Genomic DNA, 20,975 nt, shown 5'->3' with positions numbered 1-20,975 from the left:
CGCTCACCACTGGATGTTCAGGTCCTGGTCGAAGCTGACGCGGCGATGCGCGATCTTCCATCCCTCCGCGGTGCGGGCCAGCGTATCGACCTGGCGCCCGCTGCATATGATCTGCGCCTTCATCGGTTCCGTGCCGGCGAAGACGTTGAGGAAGCAATAGCGCACCCGCGCAGTATCGCCTTCGCCGTCGACGATCATGTTGAAGAAATAATGGCGGTTCTTGCCGCCCGACACATCGGCGGATTTCTTCGCATGTTCCACTTGCGCCTGCACGCCGCGAAAGCAGAGCGACTGGCCGTCCATTTCGGTCAGCGCGTCGGGGGTATAGAGGGTCGCCAGTTCGTCCCATTCGCCATAATCGGAATGATGGGCGAAACGGTGAACGACTTCCTGTGCCGCCAGCTTGTCTTCGATACCAAGGCCCGGACGGACCTGCGTTGCCGTTTCACTCATGCCTTTTCCTCCTTCGCGCCGGACAGGACGATCAGCGCATCCGCGGCCCGGGCGCGCCCTTCGGCGATGCGAACGGGGTTGATGTCCGCTTCCTCGATTTCCGGCAGTTCGATCGCCATGCGGCCCAGCCCGACGGCGATCTTCACAAGATCCTCCAGCTCGTCCTCATCGAGGCCGCGACTGGCGGAAACGATCCGCCCGGCGCACAGGCCGGATATGGCCCGCCGCGCCGCATCGGCATCGAACGGCGCGCGCAGCATCGTCACTTGCGCCATGATCTCCACCATCAGCCCGCCAAGGCCGATCACGACCATCGGGCCGAATACGGGATCGCGCTTGATCCCGCAGGTCAGCTCGATGCGGGCGGGCAGCATTTCCTGCACCAGGATGCCCGACAGGAGGGCATCGGGTACGCGAGCCTGCACATCGGCGATCATCGCCTCTGCCTCTGCTCGCGCCCGGTCTGCCGTCACACCCAGACGCACGCCGCCGGCATCGGATTTGTGCGGCAATTGCGGGCTCATATATTTGAGGACAACCTTGCCGCCCATCTCCCGCGCCGCTTCGGCAGCCTCTTCCGGCGAGGCCACCAGCTTTTCCCGGGTGGCCGGAATGGCGTATTCGGCCAGCAGCTCCTTGGCTTCGTGCTCCATCAGCACTGGCCCGGTCCGGGCCAGCAACGCGCGGACGCGTGCCATGCGCGCCGTGTCCGGCCGCTCCACCTCACCGATCGCCGGACGGTCGAGCGACTGGCGTGCCAGCGCGCCCAGCGTCCGCATCGCCCGGGAGGGATCGAGATAGAGCGGCAGCCCAGCCTCCGACACCGTCGGCACGATCCCGGTGCACAGCAGCGAAACCGGCTTGTCGGTCGCGCGATCGAGGTCGAGAATGGCATCGAGGTGGATGGCCGCCTGCTCCCACGCGACGGTCGCGATCATGTCCACCGAAGCGCTTTCCCCCAGCCGGTTCAGCAGATCGCCCAGCGCCCCCGGCATCGCCGTCACTTGCGCGGTCGTGTCGACGGGATTGGAAACGCTCCCGAAAAAGGGCTGCGGCATCAGCGCGAGCAATTCTTCCTGTTCCTCGGCGGGCAGTTGCGGGACCGTCAGCCCGGCCCGCGCCGCCTCGTCCGTCAGCAACACGCCCGCGCCCCCCGATGTCGTGACGACGGCAACGCGGCGGCCTTTCGTTCGCTTGCCGGTTTCGAACATCAGGCCGAGGTCGAGCATGTCCTGCATCGAGTCCGCGACATGGACGCCATATTGGCGGCACACGGCGTCCAGCACGTCCGCCGATCCGGCAATGGAGCCGGTATGGCTCATCGCCGCGCGCGCGGCCTCGTCGGACCGCCCGGCCTTCAGCAGGACAACCGGCTTGTCGAGTTCCAACGCCCGCTGCGCCATCTCAAGAAAGATCTCCGGGTGCCGCAGCGTCTCGACGCAGGCGAGCAGCACTTTCACTTCCGGCTTTTCCACCAGATGGCGCATCACCATGGCAACACTGCTGTCGGCCTCGTTGCCGGTGCTGACGAACCAGCCCAGCCCGAGCCCGGCCTTGATCGCCATCATCGCGATATAGGAGCCGAAACCGCCGCTCTGCGACACCAGCGCGACGCCGCCCGCGCGCGGCAGGTCCGCCGTCGGGTCGAGCGAGAAATTGGCCATCACCCCGTCATGGACGTTCATGTAGCCGATGCAGTTCGGCCCGATCAGGCGAATGCCGGTGCGGCGGGATATTTCGGTCAGCCGCTCCTGCCATACTGCGCCCTCGCCACCCACTTCGGCGAAACCGGACGTGACGACCACGGCCCCGCCTATGCCGGCGACGGCGGCTTCCTCCACCATGTCGGGCACCAGCCGCCCCGGCACGGCGATGACGGCCAGGTCCACCGTTTCGGGCAGGTCGGACAGGGAGGGATAGGCGCGCACGCCCATGACTTGCGCGTCGGACGGATGAACCGGGTAGAGCGCGCCGTCAAAGGCCCGCTTCAGATTGGCGAAGATCAGCCCGCCGATCCGGCGCGCCTGATTGGAGGCCCCCACCATCGCGATGGAGCGGGGCGACAGCAGCCGGTCCATATCGCTGCGCAGGCCGTCGCTGACAGGATTCATAATCGTGAGGCTGGTCGGCATCTGTCCTCTGGGGAATTCGTCTTATGGCGTGATCCGTTTTCGGGGATCATGCGCCTTCGCACATCGTCCCGGCAGACTAAGCCCATGCAATAAATGCCAATGACGCCCTATTGAACGAGCGAGGTCAGCGGCTCCAGCGGGGGCAGTTCGTCATGATTTTCCCGCGCCAGCGCGCTGGCGCCGGTCAGGATCGCATGAACCAGTTCGGCATGGGAACTGACGCCCAGCTTGGCATAGATCGACCGCAGATGCGCCCGCATCGTATTATGGCGAATGGCGAACTGCTCCTCGACCTCCTCGGCGCACAGCCCGTTGGCCAGATGCATGGTGATCGCCGCTTCGCTGTCGGTCAGCCCATAGAGATCGCGCAGCGCGTTGCGCGAGCGCACCGTATGCTGTTCCGGATCGCGCAGAAGCAGGCGCAAGCCGCTGCGCATCACGCCGGGGCGGGGCGGCGGGCGCAGGACGAGCAGGGTAAGGTCCGCCTTCCCCGAGGGCCGGGACACGCGCAGGCATCCCTGCTCGACCACTTCGTCCAGCGCCATTTCGCACAGATCGCGGAACGCCCGCTGATCGCCCGGCGAGGCAAAACACAGCCGGCCGCCGGCCAGGGAGATCCCGTCCCCTTCGTTCAGCAGTTCGCAGGCGATCCGGTTCGCGGCGATCGGCCGCCCGTCGGGAAAGATGTTGAGCACGCCGATCGAAAGCCGGTCCAGCCCGCTGTTGAACACTTCGCCCATGCGCCGGCTTTCGACCAGTCGCGACCGGAACGCCCGCGCCCGCCCGACATGGCGCGCCAGACAGGCGAACTGGCCGCGCCGCGTTTCGGTGAGATCGTCGATGCAGCGCCAGCGGCCGACCAGCATAGGGGCCTGATCGGCGCTTTCGCCGTCCGTCGCAGCGCTGGCCGACAGGGCCGGATGATCACAGCCGGGCGCAAGCGCCGTGGCGTCCACCAGGTCCACGGCCTTGGCGCCCAGCCAGTCGCGCGCCATGACGAATGCGCGCGATGCGACGCGCACACGCACCAGATCGTCATAGAGGGCATCCATCAACGCGACGGGCGGTTCCAGCCGGAGCGAGAAATCAGGCGACTCTGGCATGATGCTGCTCCCCTGCCGGATCGGGCACCCGATGCCCCAGCGAGGCCGGGCTGTTCAGCACCATGTGGACCAGATCGACCCGGTTGGTGAAGCCGCTCTTGGCGAAGATCGAGCGGAAATGCGCCCGCACGGTGTTGTAGCGGATGCCCAGATCGCTGGCGATTTCATGCGAACTGCGGCCATCGGCAGCGGCCCGCGCGACCAGCGCCTCGGCCTCGGTCAGCCCGAACAGTTCCTGCAACAGACCGGCTTCCAGCGCCTGTGCCGGCCCTTCCATGCGATCACGCAGATAGATCACGACCGACCCGTCGGCAGGCAAGCCGATCGGCTGTGGCAGCGCGTCGACCACCAGCTCATAACCGGGAAGGCCGGACGGACGTTCAACCGCCATCGCGACGCCGCCCTGTTCCCAGTCCGGCGACGCGGCGCGGCGCAGCAGCGCCTGCAGCCGGCGATTGTCACTCCCGGTGCTGGCCCCGAAGCGGGGCGAGGACACCAGACCGTCCTTTGCCGACAGGATCCGTTCGGCCACGGGGCTGACCTCGACCATCTGCCCGCGCGCATTGATGACGACCACCCCGATCCCCAGCCGGTCGAGCCCGGACGAGCAGCTCTCCGCCAGCCTTTCCGAAACGATCAGACGCGTGCGCGCACGCAGGGCGGAACGGAAATGTGGAATCATCGCATTCATCACGGCGATGTCCCGGTCGTCAAAAGGCGCTTGTCCCGGCGAGCGTGCAGCGAACAGCACGTAGCGCCAGCTATGTTCGGCAAGGCAAGTGGACATCATGGCCTGACGGATGCCGATATGCGCGAAATAGGACCGCAGTTCCCCCACCGCCCCGTCACCGGCCAGGCAATCGCCGAAATCCACGATCCGTATCGCCGGATCTGCCGCCAAGGGAATGGCATCCCCTCTCCCGGCACCGATTTCGCGCCCCAGCGCCCTGATCCGGTTGTCCACATGCGGGCGGAAATCGAACCCCGAACGCACGAGATAATCGAACCGAAAGGCCGCATTGAGCGGCATCGCCTGAATACCGGCCGTGGTAGCCCCCAGCATCGACCGGACCATTTCAATGGAACCGTTGTCAGGATGTACCTTGCAGAAATCCCGGTACACCCGGTCAACGGCAAGTCCGAGTGACTTCATGTCAGCCGCGTTCATCGCCATCGCCTCTCCTCCGGCGCCTGCGATGCTCTGACGGCCCGCATGGTCACCTTATCCGGTCCGGATTGCCCTTTTCCGGTCCCTTCCATGCCTTTGCTACTTGTTCCCGGGGGATGCGGCAACGGCATTTGATGCCGCATCCCGATTGCATAGGGTCATTCGGCCATCTGGGCCGCGCTTGTGGCTGCCGTTTCCGTGCCGCCCTCTTTTCCAAGCTGCCCCTCTTTTCCAAGCCGATAGTGATCGACCATCGGCCCGCGCATGTGCTGCCAATAATCGACCAGGCGCCAAGGCCACGACAGGAAGACCCGGCCCTTGCTGTTCTTGTAGTAGCTGCTGACTTTCGGATGGGTCCAGATCATCTCTTCCATCCGGTTGTCGACCCGCTCGTTCCAGAGCTCGTAGGGCTCTTCCTTCACTTCCATCGAGGACGCGCCTTCCCGCACCATCAGGTCGAGACATTCAATGATGTAATTGACCTGAGCCTCGCCGATCAGATTGTGACCGGCCGCGTGATTGGGAGCACTGTTGGGTCCCACGATCATGAAATAGTTGGGATAGCCCGGCGCCGTCACGCCCAGATAGGCGCGGGCGTCCTCCTCACCCCATTCCTCCGCCAGACTACGCCCGCCAAGACCGCGTATGTCGAGATTGCCCGTCATCTTCGCCACGTCGAACCCCGTCGCGCACACGATCACGTCCGCCGGATGCTCGCGGCCGTCCTTCATGCGGATGCCCTGCGCCGTGATGCGGTCGATCGGCTGCTGCTCCAGCGCCACATTATCGCGCCGCAGCGCATCGAACCAGCCGCCGTCCATGATCACCCGCTTGGCGAAGATCGGATAGTCCGGCGTCAGCTTTTCCAGCAGATCCGGGCGGTCGGCCAGCTTCTGCTCCATGTGCCGCAGACTGTACCGGCGCAGTGCCGCATTATGGCGCGATACCGAATGTTCATCGGTCCATTCCGGATCCTTCAGCACATTGATGAACAGACCGTCCGACCCGTTCCAATAGATGCGGAAGCGGAACCATTCCTTGAAATGGGGGATATGCGCCAGCGCCCATTTCATGCCGGGTTCGACCTTGCTCAATATTTCCGGGTTGTTGATGACCCAGTGCCGGGAGCGCATGAACACGGTGAGCTGCCCGGCCTCCGGCGCGATGGCCGGCACGAGCTGGGCCGCGCTGGCACCAGTGCCGATCACCGCGACATTCTTGCCCTTGATGGCAACAGACGGATCCCATGCCGCTGTGTGCATCACCGGCCCGTCAAAATCCTTCAGCCCCGGAATGTCGGGCCATTTCCAGCGATTGACCGGACCATGGGCATTGATGACGGCATTGGCGCGGATAACCTCTTCCCGGCCCTCGGCATCCCGGACCGTCACGTCCCACATCGCCGCCGCTTCGTCATAGACGAGCTTCGTCACCATCGTGCTGAACCGGATATTGCGGCGCAGGTCGTACTTGTCGGCCACACCGACCAGATAGTCCTGCATTTCCGCGCCATGCGGATGGTAGTAGTCCCAGTCCGGGCTGATCTCGAACGAGAAGGAATAGAAATGGCTGGGCGTATCGACGCCCACGCCGGGATAGCGGTTCTCCCACCAGGTGCCGCCGACTTCCGGATTTTTCTCGATCACGACATGATCATATCCGGCCTCGCGCAGCTTCAGGCTGGCCAGCAGGCCGACCATGCCCGCGCCGATCACCAGCACCCGGAACCCTTCAGGCGGCGCCTTGCGCCCCGGCAGGGCGGATCGGGCCGGCGGCAGGTGAAAGCCGATCTGGTCGAACAGCAAGGGGATGAATTCGTCCTCCACCTGCTCGGCGACATCGACTTCCATCATCCGCTTCATCAGCGGCAGCGGCAGATCGTCCGTCACCGCCGCCCCTTCGGTCGTCAGGACCGCATGAAGCTTGTCCCGCAATTTCCGCGCCAGATCCTCGGGAATGTCGGTCGGTTCCTTGGCAAAGACGGGGCGGATATGCGGTGCGAAGCGATCCAGCATCGCTTCATCCCGGCTCAGATGGACATAGACCATCAGCAAGGTGATGAGATTGGCTTCCTCCAGCGCAGCGCGCAGTTCCGCGCTGTCGGGAAGCGGCAAGGGACGATCCGCGCAAGTTCCGCCTGCGAGAATCTCGCCCAGGTCCTCCTTCGGCCAGCTATAGCTCTGCCCTTCTCCGGAAAACCTGATGGCCGCCTCATCCGTCATCTTTCGACTCTCCACAAATGATCTTTGCCCATCGTTAGGGCGTCCGGCGGGGGCATTTCATCGTCCCGCCGGACTATTCGCCTTCTTTCCGGGAGTTTCCGCCTCGCAGGGCAATATCGTCCTCACGGACGATGCCCGGTGGAGGCGGCCGGTCTAGCCATGCCGGGACAAAAGCGATTTCGAGAGGACTGAAAATGCAGATCATTCCCGTGTCCGAAGGCCCCTTGCCCACCGCCACGACCGACCGCGAGCAAGTCAAGGCCGATGTCACCAAACACGGCTATGGCATCCTGAAGGATGCGCTCAGCCCCGAGCAGGTCCGGCTGATGCGATCCGTGCTGAGCCGGGAAATCGAGAAGGAGGAAAAGGCCGGGAACATCAAGGAATCCTACACCGACCGCGATGCCACCAACCGGCGCCTTGCCATATTGATGGACCGGCACGAATGCTTCCGCGATCTGGTCGAGGATCCGATGGCGATGGAAATGGCGCAGTTCATCCTCGGCCCCAGCTATCTCAACGAACCGTTCCTGCTCCATGCCTTGAGCGCGAACGTCACCCGCCCCGGCAGCCGCGACATGGGCATTCATGGCGACACCGACTATATCCTGCCCCATTACGACGCCCCGCTCTTTGCCCGCGTCATCTGGTTTCTCGACGATTTCGACGAGGAAGTCGGGGCCACCCGTGTCGTGCCCGGTAGCCACCGCCTCGGCCATCTTCCCATCAAGGACGGTTCGGTCCGGTATGAAAGCGTGGCGGCGGAAGGCCCGGCGGGGTCCGCGCTCATCTATGACGGGCGGCTCTATCACGGCACTGGCGCCAACCGGAGCAAGGACCGGGAGCGCGCCGGGGTCATCGCCGGATATATCCATCCCTGGATGCGGCCGATGGGCTTTTTCCCGCTGCTCCTTGATCCGGAAATGATGAAGGGCGCATCGGAACGCTGCCGCCAGCTTCTCGGCTACAGCACGGTCAACATCGGTTTCGACCAGCCCTGGAAATACGCCCCCGCCGAGATCGACGCGCTGCGTGTCAGCCATGCCCGGCCGCTTGAAGAAATGCGCCATCAGGTGCGGCAGGACGAAACCGCCTGAAGAGCATCGCCCCCGCCATTCCTGCCGCCGAACGTAGCCGGTGACGGGTTAGTCCCCTGGTTGGCTCCAGAACGGGATGGCGGGGTCCAGATCATAAAGCGCAGCGAGGCTTTGCTTTGTAATCACGGCTTCGGGCGGGCCGTCAGCAATGATCGCACCATGGTCCAGCAGCGAGGCCCGGCTGCAGACGCTGCGGGCATGATCGGGATGGTGGGTTGTGAACAGAACGCCGATGCCATCGGCGGCAAGCGCTTCGAGGCGGGCCAGCAGGCGCAGCTGGTTGCCATAGTCCAGCGCTGAAACCGGCTCGTCCATCAGCAGCAGCCGCGCCCCCTGCGCAAGCGCGCGCGCGATCAGCACCATCTGGCGTTCCCCGCCCGAAAGTTCGGTATAAGGCCGTTCGGCCAGACCGGCGATCGCCATTGTTTCCATGGCCCGCGTAGCATGGTCCCTGTCTCCGGCACTCAGCCGGCCGAACAGGCCGGTAGCCGGCAAACGCCCGAGTTCAACGACCGAACGGACCGTATAGGGGAAAGGCGCGAGATGCCCTTGCGGCACATAGGCCAGCAGTTTTGCCCGTTCGCGCGCATTCATGCTGCCGACCGGCCGGCCATCCAATTCGACAGTGCCATGCTGCAACCGGTCCAGCCCCAGCATCAGCCGCATGAGCGTGCTCTTGCCGGCCCCGTTGCGCCCCAGCAGCGCCACCAGTTCGCCCGAGCGCAGTTCGAGATCGACGCCGCTGAGCACCTGCCTGTCCCCCCAGCCATGCCGGATGCCGCGAGCGCAGAGCCGGTGATCCCCCTTCATGCGCCCCAGCCCCGCCGGACGCGGTGCAGAACCGCGAGGAAGATCGGAATGCCCAGCAGCTCGGTGATAATGCCGATCGGGATCTCCACGGTCGAGATACCGCGCGCAAGGCCATCGGCCGCGACCAGCAGGATCGCCCCGATCATCGCCGAAGCGGGGATCAGCCGGGTGTTTCCGGGACCGAGCAGCAGCCGTGCCAGGTGCGGGACGACAAGGCCGATCCAGCCGATCATCCCCGCGATCGAGACGGTCAGCGCGGAAATCAGCGTTGCCGCCGCGATCACGCCGGCCCTCACCTGCCCCACCGGAACTCCCAGCGTGCGGGCCTCGTCATCGCCCATCGACAAGGCATCGAGCGCCCGGCCCAGCAGGACCAGCACGCCGATGCCCAGCAGGATCGGCACCGTCGCGCGCTCGACCTGCGGCGGATCGGCCAGCGAAAGCGTCCCCATCAGCCAATAGACGATGGCCGGAAGCTGGTCGTAGGGATCGGCCACATATTTCGCGAGCGAGAGCAGCGCGTTGAACAATCCGGCAGTGAGAATCCCGCCCAGCACCAGCATGATCGGCGAGCCGCCGCCGAATATCCGGGCAATGCCCGCCGCGATCCCCACCGCCAGCAGCCCCATGCCGAAAGCCAGAAGCTGCACCAGCGTCCATTCCAGCGACAGCAGCATACCCAGCGCGGCCCCGAATCCGGCCCCTGCCCCGACGCCGAGCAGTCCGGGCGAAACCAGCGGATTGCGGAACACCGTCTGGAACGCGGCCCCCGATGCACTGAGCGAAGCCCCCACCAGCACGGCGGCGGCAATGCGCGGCAGGCGGATCTGCCACACGATCGTATCGAGCATCGCGAGCCGGTCCGATGCTATGGCATGGCGGCCTCCCGGCCAGATCAGGGCCAGCAGCTCTCCGGGACCGATGGCGAACCGGCCGATGCACAGCGCCGCGACGACCGTTGCCAGCAAGGCCACGGCCAGCAGCGGCAGGGCCGCGATACTGAGCGTGCCGCTTCTTCGCATCAGGGCGTCAGGACCCTGTCTAGTTCCGCGCCGGTGGGCTCATGCTGCAGGAACAGGCGGTAGAACGCCCGGGTTTCCGCTTTGGCGTCGAACCGGAAACGGCCGGGATAGAAACGGCTGGCCAGATAGGGAATGCCGATCGCCTGCATGTAGCCCGGCGGGCGGTCTATCCAGTTGAACGGCACGGCCGGCACCACCACGAAGCGGTTGGCGGCGACCGCGGGAACCTTGCGCCAGCGGCTGTCGGCGCGGGCGCGGGCGGGAAAGCCGGGGTCTGGCGTCACGATCACGTCCGGCGCGAAGGCGATGATCTGCTCAAGCGAAATCCGCTCCATGCCCATCACGCCGGACTGGGTGCAGCGATAGACGTTCTGCCCCGCCGCATCCGCGATCGGCCGCGCATGGAAGGAACGATCGCAATCGGTCGCGAGCCCGTCAGGCGATTCCGCATAAAAGACCCGCACGCGCTTTGCCGGAGGGATCGAAGCCGCGAACTTGCGCATCCGGGCCTGTGTCCGGGCGATATAGCCGGCCAGCAGACGCGCTCGCGACTGCCGGCCCAGCGCATCGCCCAGCAGCACAAAGGCGCGCCGCATGTCGTCCAGCGTATCGAGCTGGAGCAGCAGCACCGGCACTTTCGCGGCCCTGAAGCGGGCGAGCGTGATGCCGTTGTCGATGAAACCGTTCTTCCAGAGGATCACAAGATCGGGCCGTGCCGCCAGCACCGCCTCGATATCGGCCGTCATCCCGTGGCCCATCATGTTGCCGAGATTGGGCAATGCCGCTGTGCGGGCGCCCAGAAACGGCGCATAGGCCTTGGGCACGCTGCCCATGCCGGAAGCGTTGAACGAGACCAAAGTATCGGGCGCAAGCGCATGTACGATCTGCGTCACGGGCGGCGCGCCCGCATAGACGCGCACGACGCGATCGGGGACGATAACGCTCCGCCCGGCCATGTCACGCACGGTGCGCGCGCCGGCCGGAACGGACAGCCAGGCGAGAGACAGGAAAACGAGAAGGCCGATCCTGGCGAAGAGGTTGCCAGTCATCAGAAACGAAAGCCCACCTTGCCGATCACGGTACGCGGCGCGCCGGGATAGAAGGCGGCTGTGCTCGTGCTGGTCTGCGCGAAGTAAGATGCGTTGATCATGTCGATGTACTTCTTGTCAAACACGTTGATGACGGAAATCGAGAGATCGACTGTTCCCGGTTTCAGGGTCCTGATCGTATAGCCCGCATTCAGATCGAGCGTCACCCGGCCTGCGATGGGCTGTTCATGCGCGGTATCGGCATAGCGCTTGCTCATCGCCGAGAGCACCGGTGTGAAATGGGCGTTTCCCAACGAGAGCGTCATGCCGGCCGTCGCCATGAATTTCGGCGCATCGGGGAACTGCAGCCCTTTGACTTGTGTCGCGGAAGTCGACGAAGTGCCCGAAAGGACCGGCAGATCCTCGCGGAACTTGTTGATCCCCCATGACGCCGATCCGAACAGTTCCACGGCCTCTGCCGGTGCCCATTGCAGCGCCGCCTGGACGCCATAGGCACGGCTTTTGGCAACGTTCTGCGCATAGGAAAGACCTATGCCGTTGTCATAGGCAACCGAACGGTCCTTGCTGTCGGCGAAATAGACGGTGGGGGAAAAGAACCCGCCCGGGAACGTCCACTTCAGGCCCATGTCCACCGCCGTGGTGATTTCAGGGCGGAGATTCTGCCAGAGCACGTTGGCGGTCAGCCCGGCGGCGTTGAAAGCAGCGAAGTTCTGCTGATAGGTCGGCCAGACGTCAAAGCCGGCCGAGCCGTAATTGCGCCCGGCCGCGAGGTGCCAGGCAAGCCGGGGCGAGAATTCGTAGCGCAGCCCGCCATATGGCAGAAACGCATGCATGACTTTCCGGTCTGCACTGCGCGATGCGACGATGCCTGTCGAGGCATCAAAGGCTTCGGCAACGCTGACATCGCCGATACCGGCCGTGTTGTAGAACGTCAGCCCGGCGGCGACCTGACGGATGTAGCGGGCCCCCAGATCGAGCGTGAGCCCGCCGGTCTGGGCCGTGACCATGCCATAGAGGCTGTCGATCCGGTGATGCTCGGTCGGCTTTACCAGCATCATCCAGCGTGCGGCGCTGAAGCCCCCTTTGCCATCGGGCGTATAGAGTTTGATCGTGGTCGGCGGGCCCGGCGGATCGAACAGGCCGTGCCAGATCCCGGCGCGCAGCTCGAAGATCGAAACGCGTGCCGCGCCTTCGGCAACGAACCCGTAGAAATCGTGATTGATCAGCCAGTTGCGCACGATACCCGTGCTCATGCCATCGAAATACTCGCCCTTCTCCTTCATGTAGTAAGGCTTGAAGGTGATCCGCGCGCTATCACCGAAGTCATAGCTGATATCGCCCAGCACGAGCGTGTTCTTGAACGATTGGCGATTGTAGCGGTAATATTGCCAGCGGTCGGATTGTGCAGCCGGCACCGTCGTCAGGAAATCGAAGTCGCGGCATGTGCCGAGGTCGCGCGCCTGATCATATGTGAGCGCACGATAGTTGTACTGCGCGCTGTCGACGTAAGTGGCGAGCAGCTTTGCGGTCAGTCCGCCACTCGCCACCTTGAAACCACCGGTGAGATTGAGATTGCCGTCGGGCGAACGGCCAAGGCCGCGCCACTTGTCCGCACTGGCCCACGAGCCCGACAGGAACAGTGAGGCATTGCCCATGGTTCCACTATCGGCGCGCACGAAGCCGCGCATGAAATTGTGGCTGCCGGCTGCAAGCGTTGTTTGCAGTCCCGGTTCGTCGTGCGGCCAGTCGATCTGCATATCGGCCACGCCCGCCGCCGTGATAAAGGCCGGCATATTGGGCGCGATCGGCCCCTGCGCCAGCGAGAGCCCTGCCAGATTGCCGCTGTCGACCAGAAACATCATGCCCGGGCCGGGATTGAGGCTGCTGATCGGGATCCCGTCAATTGTGCCCGCCGCACCGTGACTCATAAGATCGCCGCGCACACGCAGCCCCTTGTTGCCGCCCGGGATATTGGCCAGCCCGATGGCATCGGCCGATCCGGCATTGACGCCGGGCAACAGCGAGAGCGCATGATAGATATTGGCGCCGCCCGGTGATCCCTTCAGATCAATGCCTCTGGCGCCAGTTTCATAGACAGTGGCCGTGCTGTCCTTTTGCCCGACCTGGGTCTCGCTGTCCGGCGGCGGCACGCCGATGACGAGAATAGACGACGCAGCAGTTTCACCCTCGTCTGCATCGGCCGCCAGCCCCGGCACCGGCATCAGACCAAGCGCCATGCCTCCCGCAAATGACAGTCGCCTTGCGGCAATCGCGAACGAAAGCGGTCCCCCAGAATCCATCGTCATAAGCCCCCTAGCTTGACCAGATCGCCCTCTCCCCCCGACTCACTATATACGATGGAATATAGTTAATCTCGCAATTGCACAACATGGATGGCCAGATGGCGACGTTTCCGGAAATAGGCGTGACGTATTGGAGGGGTGGAACCGTGACCGGCAGGGCCGCACGTCATCCCCGCCGCCTGCGGGCGATCGCCCGCAAAAGGCAAGCTCCGGCGACGCGAAGCCAAACAGAATTGAGGAGGCCGGTCAGGCGATACGCCTCATCGCGCTAAAGGGGCGATGAGGCCGTTGTCATGCCGGAACCGGCCAGCACGGAGCAGGCCGGCATAGGCAGGTTGCGGCCGCTATCGGGCCCGCGCCGGTGCGCCCTTTCCCGGCGGCCGGACGAATGCGCGCTGGCTCAGACCAGCGCGCCGTGACAATGCTTGTACTTGTTGCCCGAACCGCAAGGACATGGCGCGTTGCGGCTGATCGGCAGGTCGGCGTAAGGATTTTCGCCCGTGCCGCCGGGGCCTGCCGCGGCCTGCGGGCTTCCCGCCAGCGAACCAAACAAGGCCGCCTGTGCAGCCGAGCCATCGGCATCGTCCGAATCATCAAACCCTGTCAGCGGATCGATGTGGCCGGTCAGGAAGTCCGGCAGCTCCGGCAATTGCTGCGGCTCGGGGATGCGCAGCTCGCTCACCGACAGGATGCGGGTCACGTCCTCGCGAATGGTGTCGAGCATGCGTTCGAACAGGCCGAAAGCTTCCTGTTTGTACTCGTTGATCGGCGTGCGCTGCGCATAGGCGCGCAGGAACACCACCTGGCGCAGCGCGTCGAGCGTGGCGAGGTGTTCCTTCCAGTAGTGATCGAGACGGTCCAGCAGGATCGACTTTTCGACCTGGCGCCAGATCGCCGGATCGTCCTGGACCATCTTTGCGTTCATATGCGCGTCGGCCAGTTCGGTGATACGCTCCTCGACCAGTTCGGGCTCGATACCGGCCTCGTCCACCCAGGCTTCGATCGGAATGTCGAGCGCCAGGGTCTCCTTCACCTTTTCCTTCAGACCCTCGATATTCCAGTGCTCGGGATAGGAACCCTGCGGGCAGGCGTCAGCCACCAGCGCATTGATCGTGTCGTGACGCATGTCGACGACGACGTCGTCCACCGCCTCGGCATCCATGATGTCGGCGCGCTGTTCGTAGATGACCTTGCGCTGGTCGTTCATCACGTCGTCGTATTCGACGACCTGCTTGCGGACCTCGTAGTTGCGCGCCTCGACCTTCTTCTGCGCGGTCTCGATCGCCTTGGAGAGCCACTTGGAGCCGATCGCCTCGCCATCGGCGAGGTTGCTGTTCATCATCTTGGCGAAGAGCGTGTCCGGCCCGAAGATGCGCAGCAGGTCGTCTTCAAGGCAAAGGTAGAACTTCGACAGGCCCGGGTCGCCCTGACGGCCCGAACGGCCGCGCAGCTGGTTGTCGATGCGGCGGCTTTCGTGGCGCTCAGTGCCGATCACGCAGAGGCCGCCGGCGTCGAGCACTCTCTGCTTCTCTTCGGCCACTTCCATCTTGATGCGGGCGATGGCCGCTTCGCGCTCAGGCCCCTCGGGCATGTCCTTGAGTTCGTCGTCGACCCGGAATTCGACGTTGCCGCCGAGCTGGATGTCAGTGCCGCGCCCCGCCATGTTGGTGGCAACAGTCACGCCGCCGAGGCGGCCCGCCTGCGCCACGATATGCGCTTCCATCTCGTGGAAACGGGCATTGAGCACCGAGTGCTTCACGCCTTCCTTGTTGAGGAAGTCCGAGAGCAGTTCGGACTTCTCGATCGAGACAGTGCCGACGAGGACCGGTTGGCCCTTCTCGTGCTTCTCGCGGATCAGCTTGGCGATGGCGCCGAACTTGTCGAGCGTGTTCTTGTAGAACTCGTCTTCCTCATCAACGCGCATGATCGGCAGGTTGGTCGGAATCGTGACCACGTTCATCTTGTAGATGTCGTAGAATTCCGCCGCTTCGGTCGCCGCCGTACCGGTCATGCCCGAAAGCTTGGGGTACATGCGGAAGTAGTTCTGGAAGGTGATCGAAGCGAGCGTCTGGTTCTCCGGCTCGATCTTCACGCCTTCCTTGGCTTCCACCGCCTGATGCAGGCCGTTGGACCAGCGGCGGCCATCCATCATACGGCCGGTGAACTCATCGATGATGACGACCTTGCCGTCCTTCACCACGTAGTCGGTATCGCGCTTGAACATGACCACGGCCTTGAGCGCCTGATCGAGGTGGTGGACGACCTGCGTGTTCTCGACGTCGTAGAGGTTCGAGCCGACCAGCAGCCCGGCGTTCTCGAGAATGCGCTCGGTCTTTTCGACGCCGTCTTCGGTGAGCGTGATGCTCTTGGTCTTCTCGTCGGTCTCGTAGTCCTCGGGCACCAGCTGCTTCACGATCGCATCGACCGCGATGTAGAGTTCCGACTTGTCGTCAGTCGGGCCCGAGATGATCAGCGGCGTGCGCGCTTCGTCGATCAGGATCGAGTCGACTTCATCGACGATCGCGAAGTTGAAGGGGCGCTGCACCATCTGCGAACGCTCGTGCTTCATGTTGTCGCGCAGGTAGTCGAAGCCGAACTCGTTGTTAGTGCCATACGTGATGTCGGCGCCATAGGCCTCGCGGCGTTCGAATTCGTTGAGATTGGGCACGATCACGCCGACCGTCAGGCCGAGGAAATTGTGCAGCTTGCCCATGTGCTCGGCATCGCGGCGGGCGAGGTAGTCGTTGACGGTGACGACATGCACGCCCTTGCCTTCGAGCGCGTTGAGATACGTCGCGGTGGTCGCCACCAGCGTCTTGCCCTCACCCGTGCGCATCTCGGCGATCTCGCCGCGATGGAGGACGATACCGCCGATCATCTGCACATCGAAGTGACGCATCCCGAACACGCGCTTCGAGGCTTCCCGCACCGTGGCGAACGCTTCCGGCAGGATCTGGTCGAGCGTCGAGCCTGCAGCGAGTTGCTCGCGGAACTTGACGGTCTGCGCCCCCACTTCCTCGTCGCTCATCGCTTCCAGCGTGGGTTCGAAGGCATTGATCTGCTGGACGATCTTGTCGAGCGACTTGACATAGCGGTCGTTGGACGAACCGAAAATGGATTTGACGATGGCGCCGAGCATGGGCGGAATCCCTGTTCTTGGATGACTGTGTATGGGTTCGAGTACGCGCCGGCATCAGGACGGGCGCGTCGAAAAAACTCGCTGAAAAGCGAAAGCCGGTTTGCGCGAAGGCCGCTATTCGCGGGCGCGGTCGATCCCGGTCAGGACAGCCGGAACGGCAAGGGCCATCGGCGCTTGCGTCAGCGCCGGGGCGTGCCGCCGGGTGTTGAGGCGCCCCGGTTCGGGCAAGCGGGCCAGGGCAACCGGCGCACGCGGCGCCTTGGCCTGAGCGGCCTCTCCGAGCACCGCGACCTGCATACTGGCAACCTGCGACGCACGCGCCTCGGCCGGGCCGATTTGCGCGGCAAGGCCTGTAAGCAAGGCAAGCAGGGTCAGGAGCAGGCGATTGGCCATGGGAATGCAGATAGGGCGGGAGATCAGCAGTGTCTACCTCGCAGATGGGACGGTCCGCCCAATACCGCTACTTTCCGGTTAAAGGCTCTACTTCCAACTTGTTGGTGAAACGAACCCGGAGCGCTATTGGCTCCCCATATGCATCTGTGGCTGGAAGGTAGGCAGCGTTCCTGCAGAATTTCAGGCTTTGTTCGATCTCATCAGGTGTCAAACCCTTTGCTTCCATATGGCATTCGCTCGTCGTTCCATCGGTATTGATGATGAAAGACGTCGTCGCCGACTTTGCTTCGGGCACGGGAAGCGGGTCGTTCATTTTCCAGACTACGCTGGTGCGGTAGCTTCCCCATGTCGGCTTACCCTTGGCATCCGTTGCCGGGCTGAACACGGCGCGCAGAACCATAAGGTTGCAGGCCGTGTCATCCAAAGTCGCAATGCCACTGCTGACCGTTACGGTGCAGGAAGCCACACGGCCTTGCGGGTCAACTTTAAGGACGACCGAAACGCGCCCTTCACTTTCATCTGACACCGCAGTCGAGGGGTAATCCGACGAACGGATCCATCCGCCGGGATCTCCAAGCGGTATCGCCGGACTGGCTTTGTCACGCGTCAACGTGGCCGCTTCAACTTGAAGCGCCTCCGTGGCGTTGGGTGATGCCGGTAAAGTGGCTGAAAACGGCGGAATAATCATTAGCATAGCGCTACTCATGATAATCCGCAGTTCGTCTGTAAACACACTTTCCAAGCTTTAACCTCCGTTCAACCCGGCGAAGGTGTTCGGCAACGCTTGACCTGTAACAGTCATGCGCTACGCGCTGCATCCATGGCTTATCCCGTCTCTCCGCTCGCCACGCCCTTCCCCGCTCTGCCGCAGATCGCCGGCGTCACGCCGCACGTGGTGCGCGCGGGTTACAAGGACTGGGGCCGCTGCGACCTCACTTACGTCACTTTCAAGGAAGGCACGGCCGTCGCGGGTGTGTTCACCAAGAACTTGTGCTGTTCCAGCGAAGTGGAACTCGGCCGCGCCAACGTGAAGCAGGGTGCGGCCCGGGCGCTGGTGGTGAACGCGGGCAATTCCAACGCCTTCACCGGCTATCGCGGGCGCGAGGCGGTGGAGCAGATCATGGATCAAGTCGCCGCTCACCTCGGCTGCCCCAAGGAGCAGGTCTTCGTCTCCTCGACCGGCGTGATCGGCGTGCCGCTGCCCAAGGACAAGGCGCGCGAGGGCGTGGCCAAGGCCCTGAGCGCAGAGCCCTGCTCTTGGGAAGACGCGGCCAACACCATCGCCACCACGGACACTTTCGCCAAGGGTGCGACGGCCACGGCCATGGTGGGCGATACCAAGATCACGATCAGCGCCATCATCAAGGGCTCGGGCATGATCGCGCCCGACATGGCGACCATGCTGGGCTATCTCTTCACCGACGCGGCCGTCGATCCCGCGTTCCTGCAGGAATGCCTTTCCGCCGCGAATCTCGGCACCTTCTCGTGCATCACGGTCGATTCGGACACTTCGACCAGCGACACCGTTCTCGCCTTCGCCACCGGCAAGGCAGGAAACGCGCCGCTCACTTCGTTCGAGAGCCCGGGCGCCGATGCCTTCTACGCCGCTGTCCATGACGTGTGCCGCCAGCTCGCCCACCTCGTCGTGCGCGACGGCGAAGGGGCGCAGAAATTCATCGCCGTGACTGTCAGTGGCGCCGTCTCGGACGAGAGTGCGCGCAAGGTGGGCCTTGCCATCGCCAATTCCCCGCTGGTGAAGACCGCGATTGCGGGCGAGGATGCCAACTGGGGCCGCGTGGTCATGGCCGTGGGCAAGGCTGGCGAACCGGCCGACCGCGACAAGCTCTCGATCGGCTTCGGCGGCATCTGGGCCGCGCTTGAGGGCCTGCCGCTCGCCGACTACGACGAAGCGCCGGTGGCGGAACACCTCAAGGGGCATGACGTGACGATCGAAGTCGATCTGGGCCTTGGCGACGGCCTCGCCACCGTCTGGACCTGCGATCTCACGCACGGCTACATCTCGATCAACGCGGATTACCGAAGCTGATGGCCACGCCGTTCTTCATCCTCTGGGGTCGGCTCAACTCGCACAACGTCAAGAAAGTGGCGTGGTTCGCGGAAGAACTCGGCCTGACATACGAGCGCCGCGATATCGGCGGCCAGTTCGGCTACACCGAGGCGTACCTCGCCAGGAACCCCAATCGCCTTGTCCCGATGATCGAGGACGGCAAGGTCGCGCTGTGGGAATCGAACACCATCCTGCGCTACATGGCGGCCGAATACGGCGGCGAGCGCTGGTTCCCCGCCGATCCCATCGACCGCGCGCTGGCCGAGCGCTGGATGGACTGGCAGTTCGCCTATGCCGATGCCCAGCGCCTGCCGTTCCTGAGCTTCGCCCGCACACCGCGCGAGCAATGGGACATGGCCGCGATCGAACAGCGCGTGGCCGCCTGCGCCCAGCACCTGACGGTCATGGAACGCTATCTCGGCGAAAAGCCCTGGCTCTCCGGCGGCCAGTTCGGCATCGGCGACATCCCGATGGGCGTCTATGCCTATACATGGTTCAGCCTGCCGTTCGACAAGCCGGAGTTCCCCGCGATCGCGGACTGGTATGGCCGCATCAAGGCCCGCCCCGGCTTTGCGCAGCAGGTGATGATCCCGCTCACATGATCACGCCTGCCTTCACCCCCACGTTCACCCGCGCTGTCGAAGCCATCATGCGCGAGGCGAGCGAGCGCGCGATCCTGCCGCGCTACCAGTCGCTCTCCAGCGCCGAGATCGATGCCAAGGCGCCCGGTGACGTGGTGACGGTGGCCGACAAGGACAGCGAGGCGCTGCTGACCGAGCGGCTCTCCGCCCTGCTGCCCGAAGCGGCCGTGGTGGGCGAGGAAGCGACGTTCGCCGATGCCAGCGTGATGGACCGGCTCAAGGACCGCCTGTGCTGGATCGTCGACCCGCTCGACGGCACCAACAACTTCGCCGCCGGAAAGCCCCCCTTCGGCGTGCTCGTCGCGCTGGCGGACAAGGGCGAGACGCTGGGCGGCTGGATCCTCGACTGCCTGACCGGCCGCTTCTGCCACGCGGGCAAGGGCGCCGGCGCCTGGATCGACGGCGAGCGCGTCATGGCCACGCCCAGCGGCGAGGCATTGCCGGTCGCCGCGATTTCGCTGGTGTTCCTCGAACAGGCCCGCCGCGAACAGATCCGCGAGCACATCGCCCCGCACTACCGCCTCGTCGACATCCCGCGCTGCGCCGCCGAGCAGTACCCCCGCATCGTGCTCGGAACCAACGACCTCTCGGTCTTCGAGCGCACCCTGCCCTGGGACCATGCGGCGGGCGCGCTGTTCCTCAACGAAGCGGGCGGCTTCTGCGCCCGGCCGGACGGCTCGCCCTACCGCGTCGATGAATTCGAACGGCGCGGGATGATCGGCGCCTCGTCGAAAGCGCTGTTCGACGATCTGGCGGAGCGTCTCGCGGCGCTGGGCTGATTTCCGCCGCCCGCGCGGCGCAAGGTTACGCCCTGGTTGACACGCTTTACACAGTCCTGAGGAAAACCTGTCACCTTGGCCCGGAAGTGTCACCTTATGCGGGTGATGTGTCACTTTACGCGGTAAACCTGTCACCTTGCGGCGCGAAGTGTCACCTTGTGACCGGCGCATGGCAGCACCGGCGCGGACGGGAACCGCACGATGGCAGGGATGACGCTGTTGGGACATGGCGGCGAGGATACCGCAGGCCGATACCGGTAGGAAAATGGTTTCGCGGAGAATGACTGGGAATGGAAAGGGCATTAAAGGGCGTTCATCCTGTCCCTTTGCGGCCATTGTCGCCATTCGAAAGCGATTTTCCCGCGCCGGGAAGCGGGCATTCAACCACGGCTAGGTTTGGGACTTTGCGGTCCTTACCAAGTGACGTGTCGAACGGCAGGTCTCGCCAATAGTGGACGTCCAGTGCTTCCGCGATCGGCCATCGCAGTACGACTGGATATGGGCCGGTAGGAGACTGTCCGGTCTTGGCAACTGAAAGCAGCATAGCTGCCCTTAGGCTTCCTCTGGGCCGATCTTGGTATCAGTGCAGGTCCTCT

The 20,975-nt window shown here is 64.2% G+C and carries 16 protein-coding genes; 4 read left to right on the top strand and 12 right to left on the bottom strand.

The features are described from left to right. Positions 1–3: 3 nt before the first annotated feature. The 5 genes from NN5_RS05615 to NN5_RS05595 all read right to left on the bottom strand — a co-directional run bounded on the left by NN5_RS05615 (position 4) and on the right by NN5_RS05595 (position 7,078). Positions 4–453 (bottom strand): nuclear transport factor 2 family protein, encoded by a 450-nt coding sequence (locus tag NN5_RS05615; protein ID WP_067733045.1) that lies wholly within the window; start codon positions 451–453, stop codon positions 4–6. Next, positions 450–2,564 (bottom strand): acetate--CoA ligase family protein, encoded by a 2,115-nt coding sequence (locus NN5_RS05610; protein WP_169800950.1) that lies wholly within the window; start codon positions 2,562–2,564, stop codon positions 450–452. The genes NN5_RS05615 and NN5_RS05610 overlap by 4 nt, the downstream gene beginning before the upstream one ends. A 128-nt stretch (positions 2,565–2,692) precedes the next feature. Further along, a complete protein-coding gene (locus NN5_RS05605) occupies positions 2,693–3,688 on the bottom strand; it encodes a helix-turn-helix transcriptional regulator (RefSeq protein WP_067733043.1) in 996 nt (331 codons plus the stop codon). Beyond that, positions 3,672–4,856: a helix-turn-helix transcriptional regulator gene (locus NN5_RS05600; protein WP_169800949.1), complete on the bottom strand. Its 1,185-nt coding sequence runs from the start codon at positions 4,854–4,856 to the stop codon at positions 3,672–3,674. The genes NN5_RS05605 and NN5_RS05600 overlap by 17 nt, the downstream gene beginning before the upstream one ends. 158 nt (positions 4,857–5,014) lie before the next feature. Beyond that, positions 5,015–7,078 carry a flavin-containing monooxygenase gene (locus NN5_RS05595; RefSeq protein WP_084384759.1) on the bottom strand — a complete coding sequence of 688 codons (2,064 nt, stop codon included), beginning with the start codon at positions 7,076–7,078 and terminating at the stop codon, positions 5,015–5,017. A 194-nt stretch (positions 7,079–7,272) separates the two neighbouring features. Here NN5_RS05595 and NN5_RS05590 point away from each other — a divergent pair, with 194 nt between their 5' ends. Beyond that, entirely contained in the window at positions 7,273–8,175 is a 903-nt protein-coding gene (locus NN5_RS05590; RefSeq protein ID WP_067733041.1) for a phytanoyl-CoA dioxygenase family protein, read from the top strand. A gap of 48 nt (positions 8,176–8,223) precedes the next feature. Here the strand turns inward: NN5_RS05590 and NN5_RS05585 are convergent, their stop codons facing one another. The 7 genes from NN5_RS05585 to NN5_RS24965 form a co-directional block, all read right to left on the bottom strand. Continuing rightward, positions 8,224–8,985: an ABC transporter ATP-binding protein gene (locus NN5_RS05585; protein ID WP_067733040.1), complete on the bottom strand. Its 762-nt coding sequence runs from the start codon at positions 8,983–8,985 to the stop codon at positions 8,224–8,226. After that, positions 8,982–10,007 (bottom strand): FecCD family ABC transporter permease, encoded by a 1,026-nt coding sequence (locus tag NN5_RS05580; RefSeq protein ID WP_067733039.1) that lies wholly within the window; start codon positions 10,005–10,007, stop codon positions 8,982–8,984. The genes NN5_RS05585 and NN5_RS05580 overlap by 4 nt, the downstream gene beginning before the upstream one ends. Beyond that, positions 10,007–11,056, bottom strand: coding sequence for an ABC transporter substrate-binding protein (locus NN5_RS05575; RefSeq protein ID WP_067733038.1), 1,050 nt, complete (start codon positions 11,054–11,056; stop codon positions 10,007–10,009). The genes NN5_RS05580 and NN5_RS05575 overlap by 1 nt, the downstream gene beginning before the upstream one ends. Beyond that, a complete protein-coding gene (locus tag NN5_RS05570) occupies positions 11,056–13,293 on the bottom strand; it encodes a TonB-dependent receptor (protein WP_067733037.1) in 2,238 nt (745 codons plus the stop codon). The genes NN5_RS05575 and NN5_RS05570 overlap by 1 nt, the downstream gene beginning before the upstream one ends. Before the next feature lie 466 nt (positions 13,294–13,759). Beyond that, on the bottom strand, positions 13,760–16,498 hold the full coding sequence (gene secA, locus NN5_RS05565) for a preprotein translocase subunit SecA (protein ID WP_067733036.1): 2,739 nt from the start codon (positions 16,496–16,498) through the stop codon (positions 13,760–13,762). Positions 16,499–16,612: 114 nt separating this feature from the next. Then, on the bottom strand, positions 16,613–16,891 hold the full coding sequence (locus NN5_RS05560) for a hypothetical protein (protein WP_067733035.1): 279 nt from the start codon (positions 16,889–16,891) through the stop codon (positions 16,613–16,615). A 67-nt stretch (positions 16,892–16,958) separates the two neighbouring features. Next, positions 16,959–17,624, bottom strand: a complete 666-nt coding sequence (locus NN5_RS24965) for an energy transducer TonB (RefSeq protein WP_084384757.1) — start codon at positions 17,622–17,624, stop codon at positions 16,959–16,961. Between the two features lie 87 nt (positions 17,625–17,711). Here NN5_RS24965 and argJ point away from each other — a divergent pair, with 87 nt between their 5' ends. The 3 genes from argJ to NN5_RS05540 are packed head-to-tail and all read left to right on the top strand — an operon-like array spanning position 17,712 to position 20,379. Beyond that, on the top strand, positions 17,712–18,938 hold the full coding sequence (gene argJ / locus NN5_RS05550; RefSeq protein ID WP_067733033.1) for a bifunctional glutamate N-acetyltransferase/amino-acid acetyltransferase ArgJ: 1,227 nt from the start codon (positions 17,712–17,714) through the stop codon (positions 18,936–18,938). After that, complete coding sequence (locus NN5_RS05545) at positions 18,938–19,561, top strand: glutathione S-transferase family protein (protein WP_067733032.1); 624 nt, start codon at positions 18,938–18,940, stop codon at positions 19,559–19,561. Before argJ ends, NN5_RS05545 begins: the two co-directional genes overlap by 1 nt. Continuing rightward, complete coding sequence (locus NN5_RS05540; protein WP_067733031.1) at positions 19,558–20,379, top strand: inositol monophosphatase family protein; 822 nt, start codon at positions 19,558–19,560, stop codon at positions 20,377–20,379. The genes NN5_RS05545 and NN5_RS05540 overlap by 4 nt, the downstream gene beginning before the upstream one ends. Positions 20,380–20,975: the final 596 nt, after the last annotated feature.

Source organism: Novosphingobium naphthalenivorans NBRC 102051 (assembly GCF_001590985.1).
GTDB lineage: Bacteria > Pseudomonadota > Alphaproteobacteria > Sphingomonadales > Sphingomonadaceae > Novosphingobium > Novosphingobium naphthalenivorans.
Note: the sequence above shows the minus strand (reverse complement) of the source record. Positions and strands in the feature narration are given on the sequence as shown.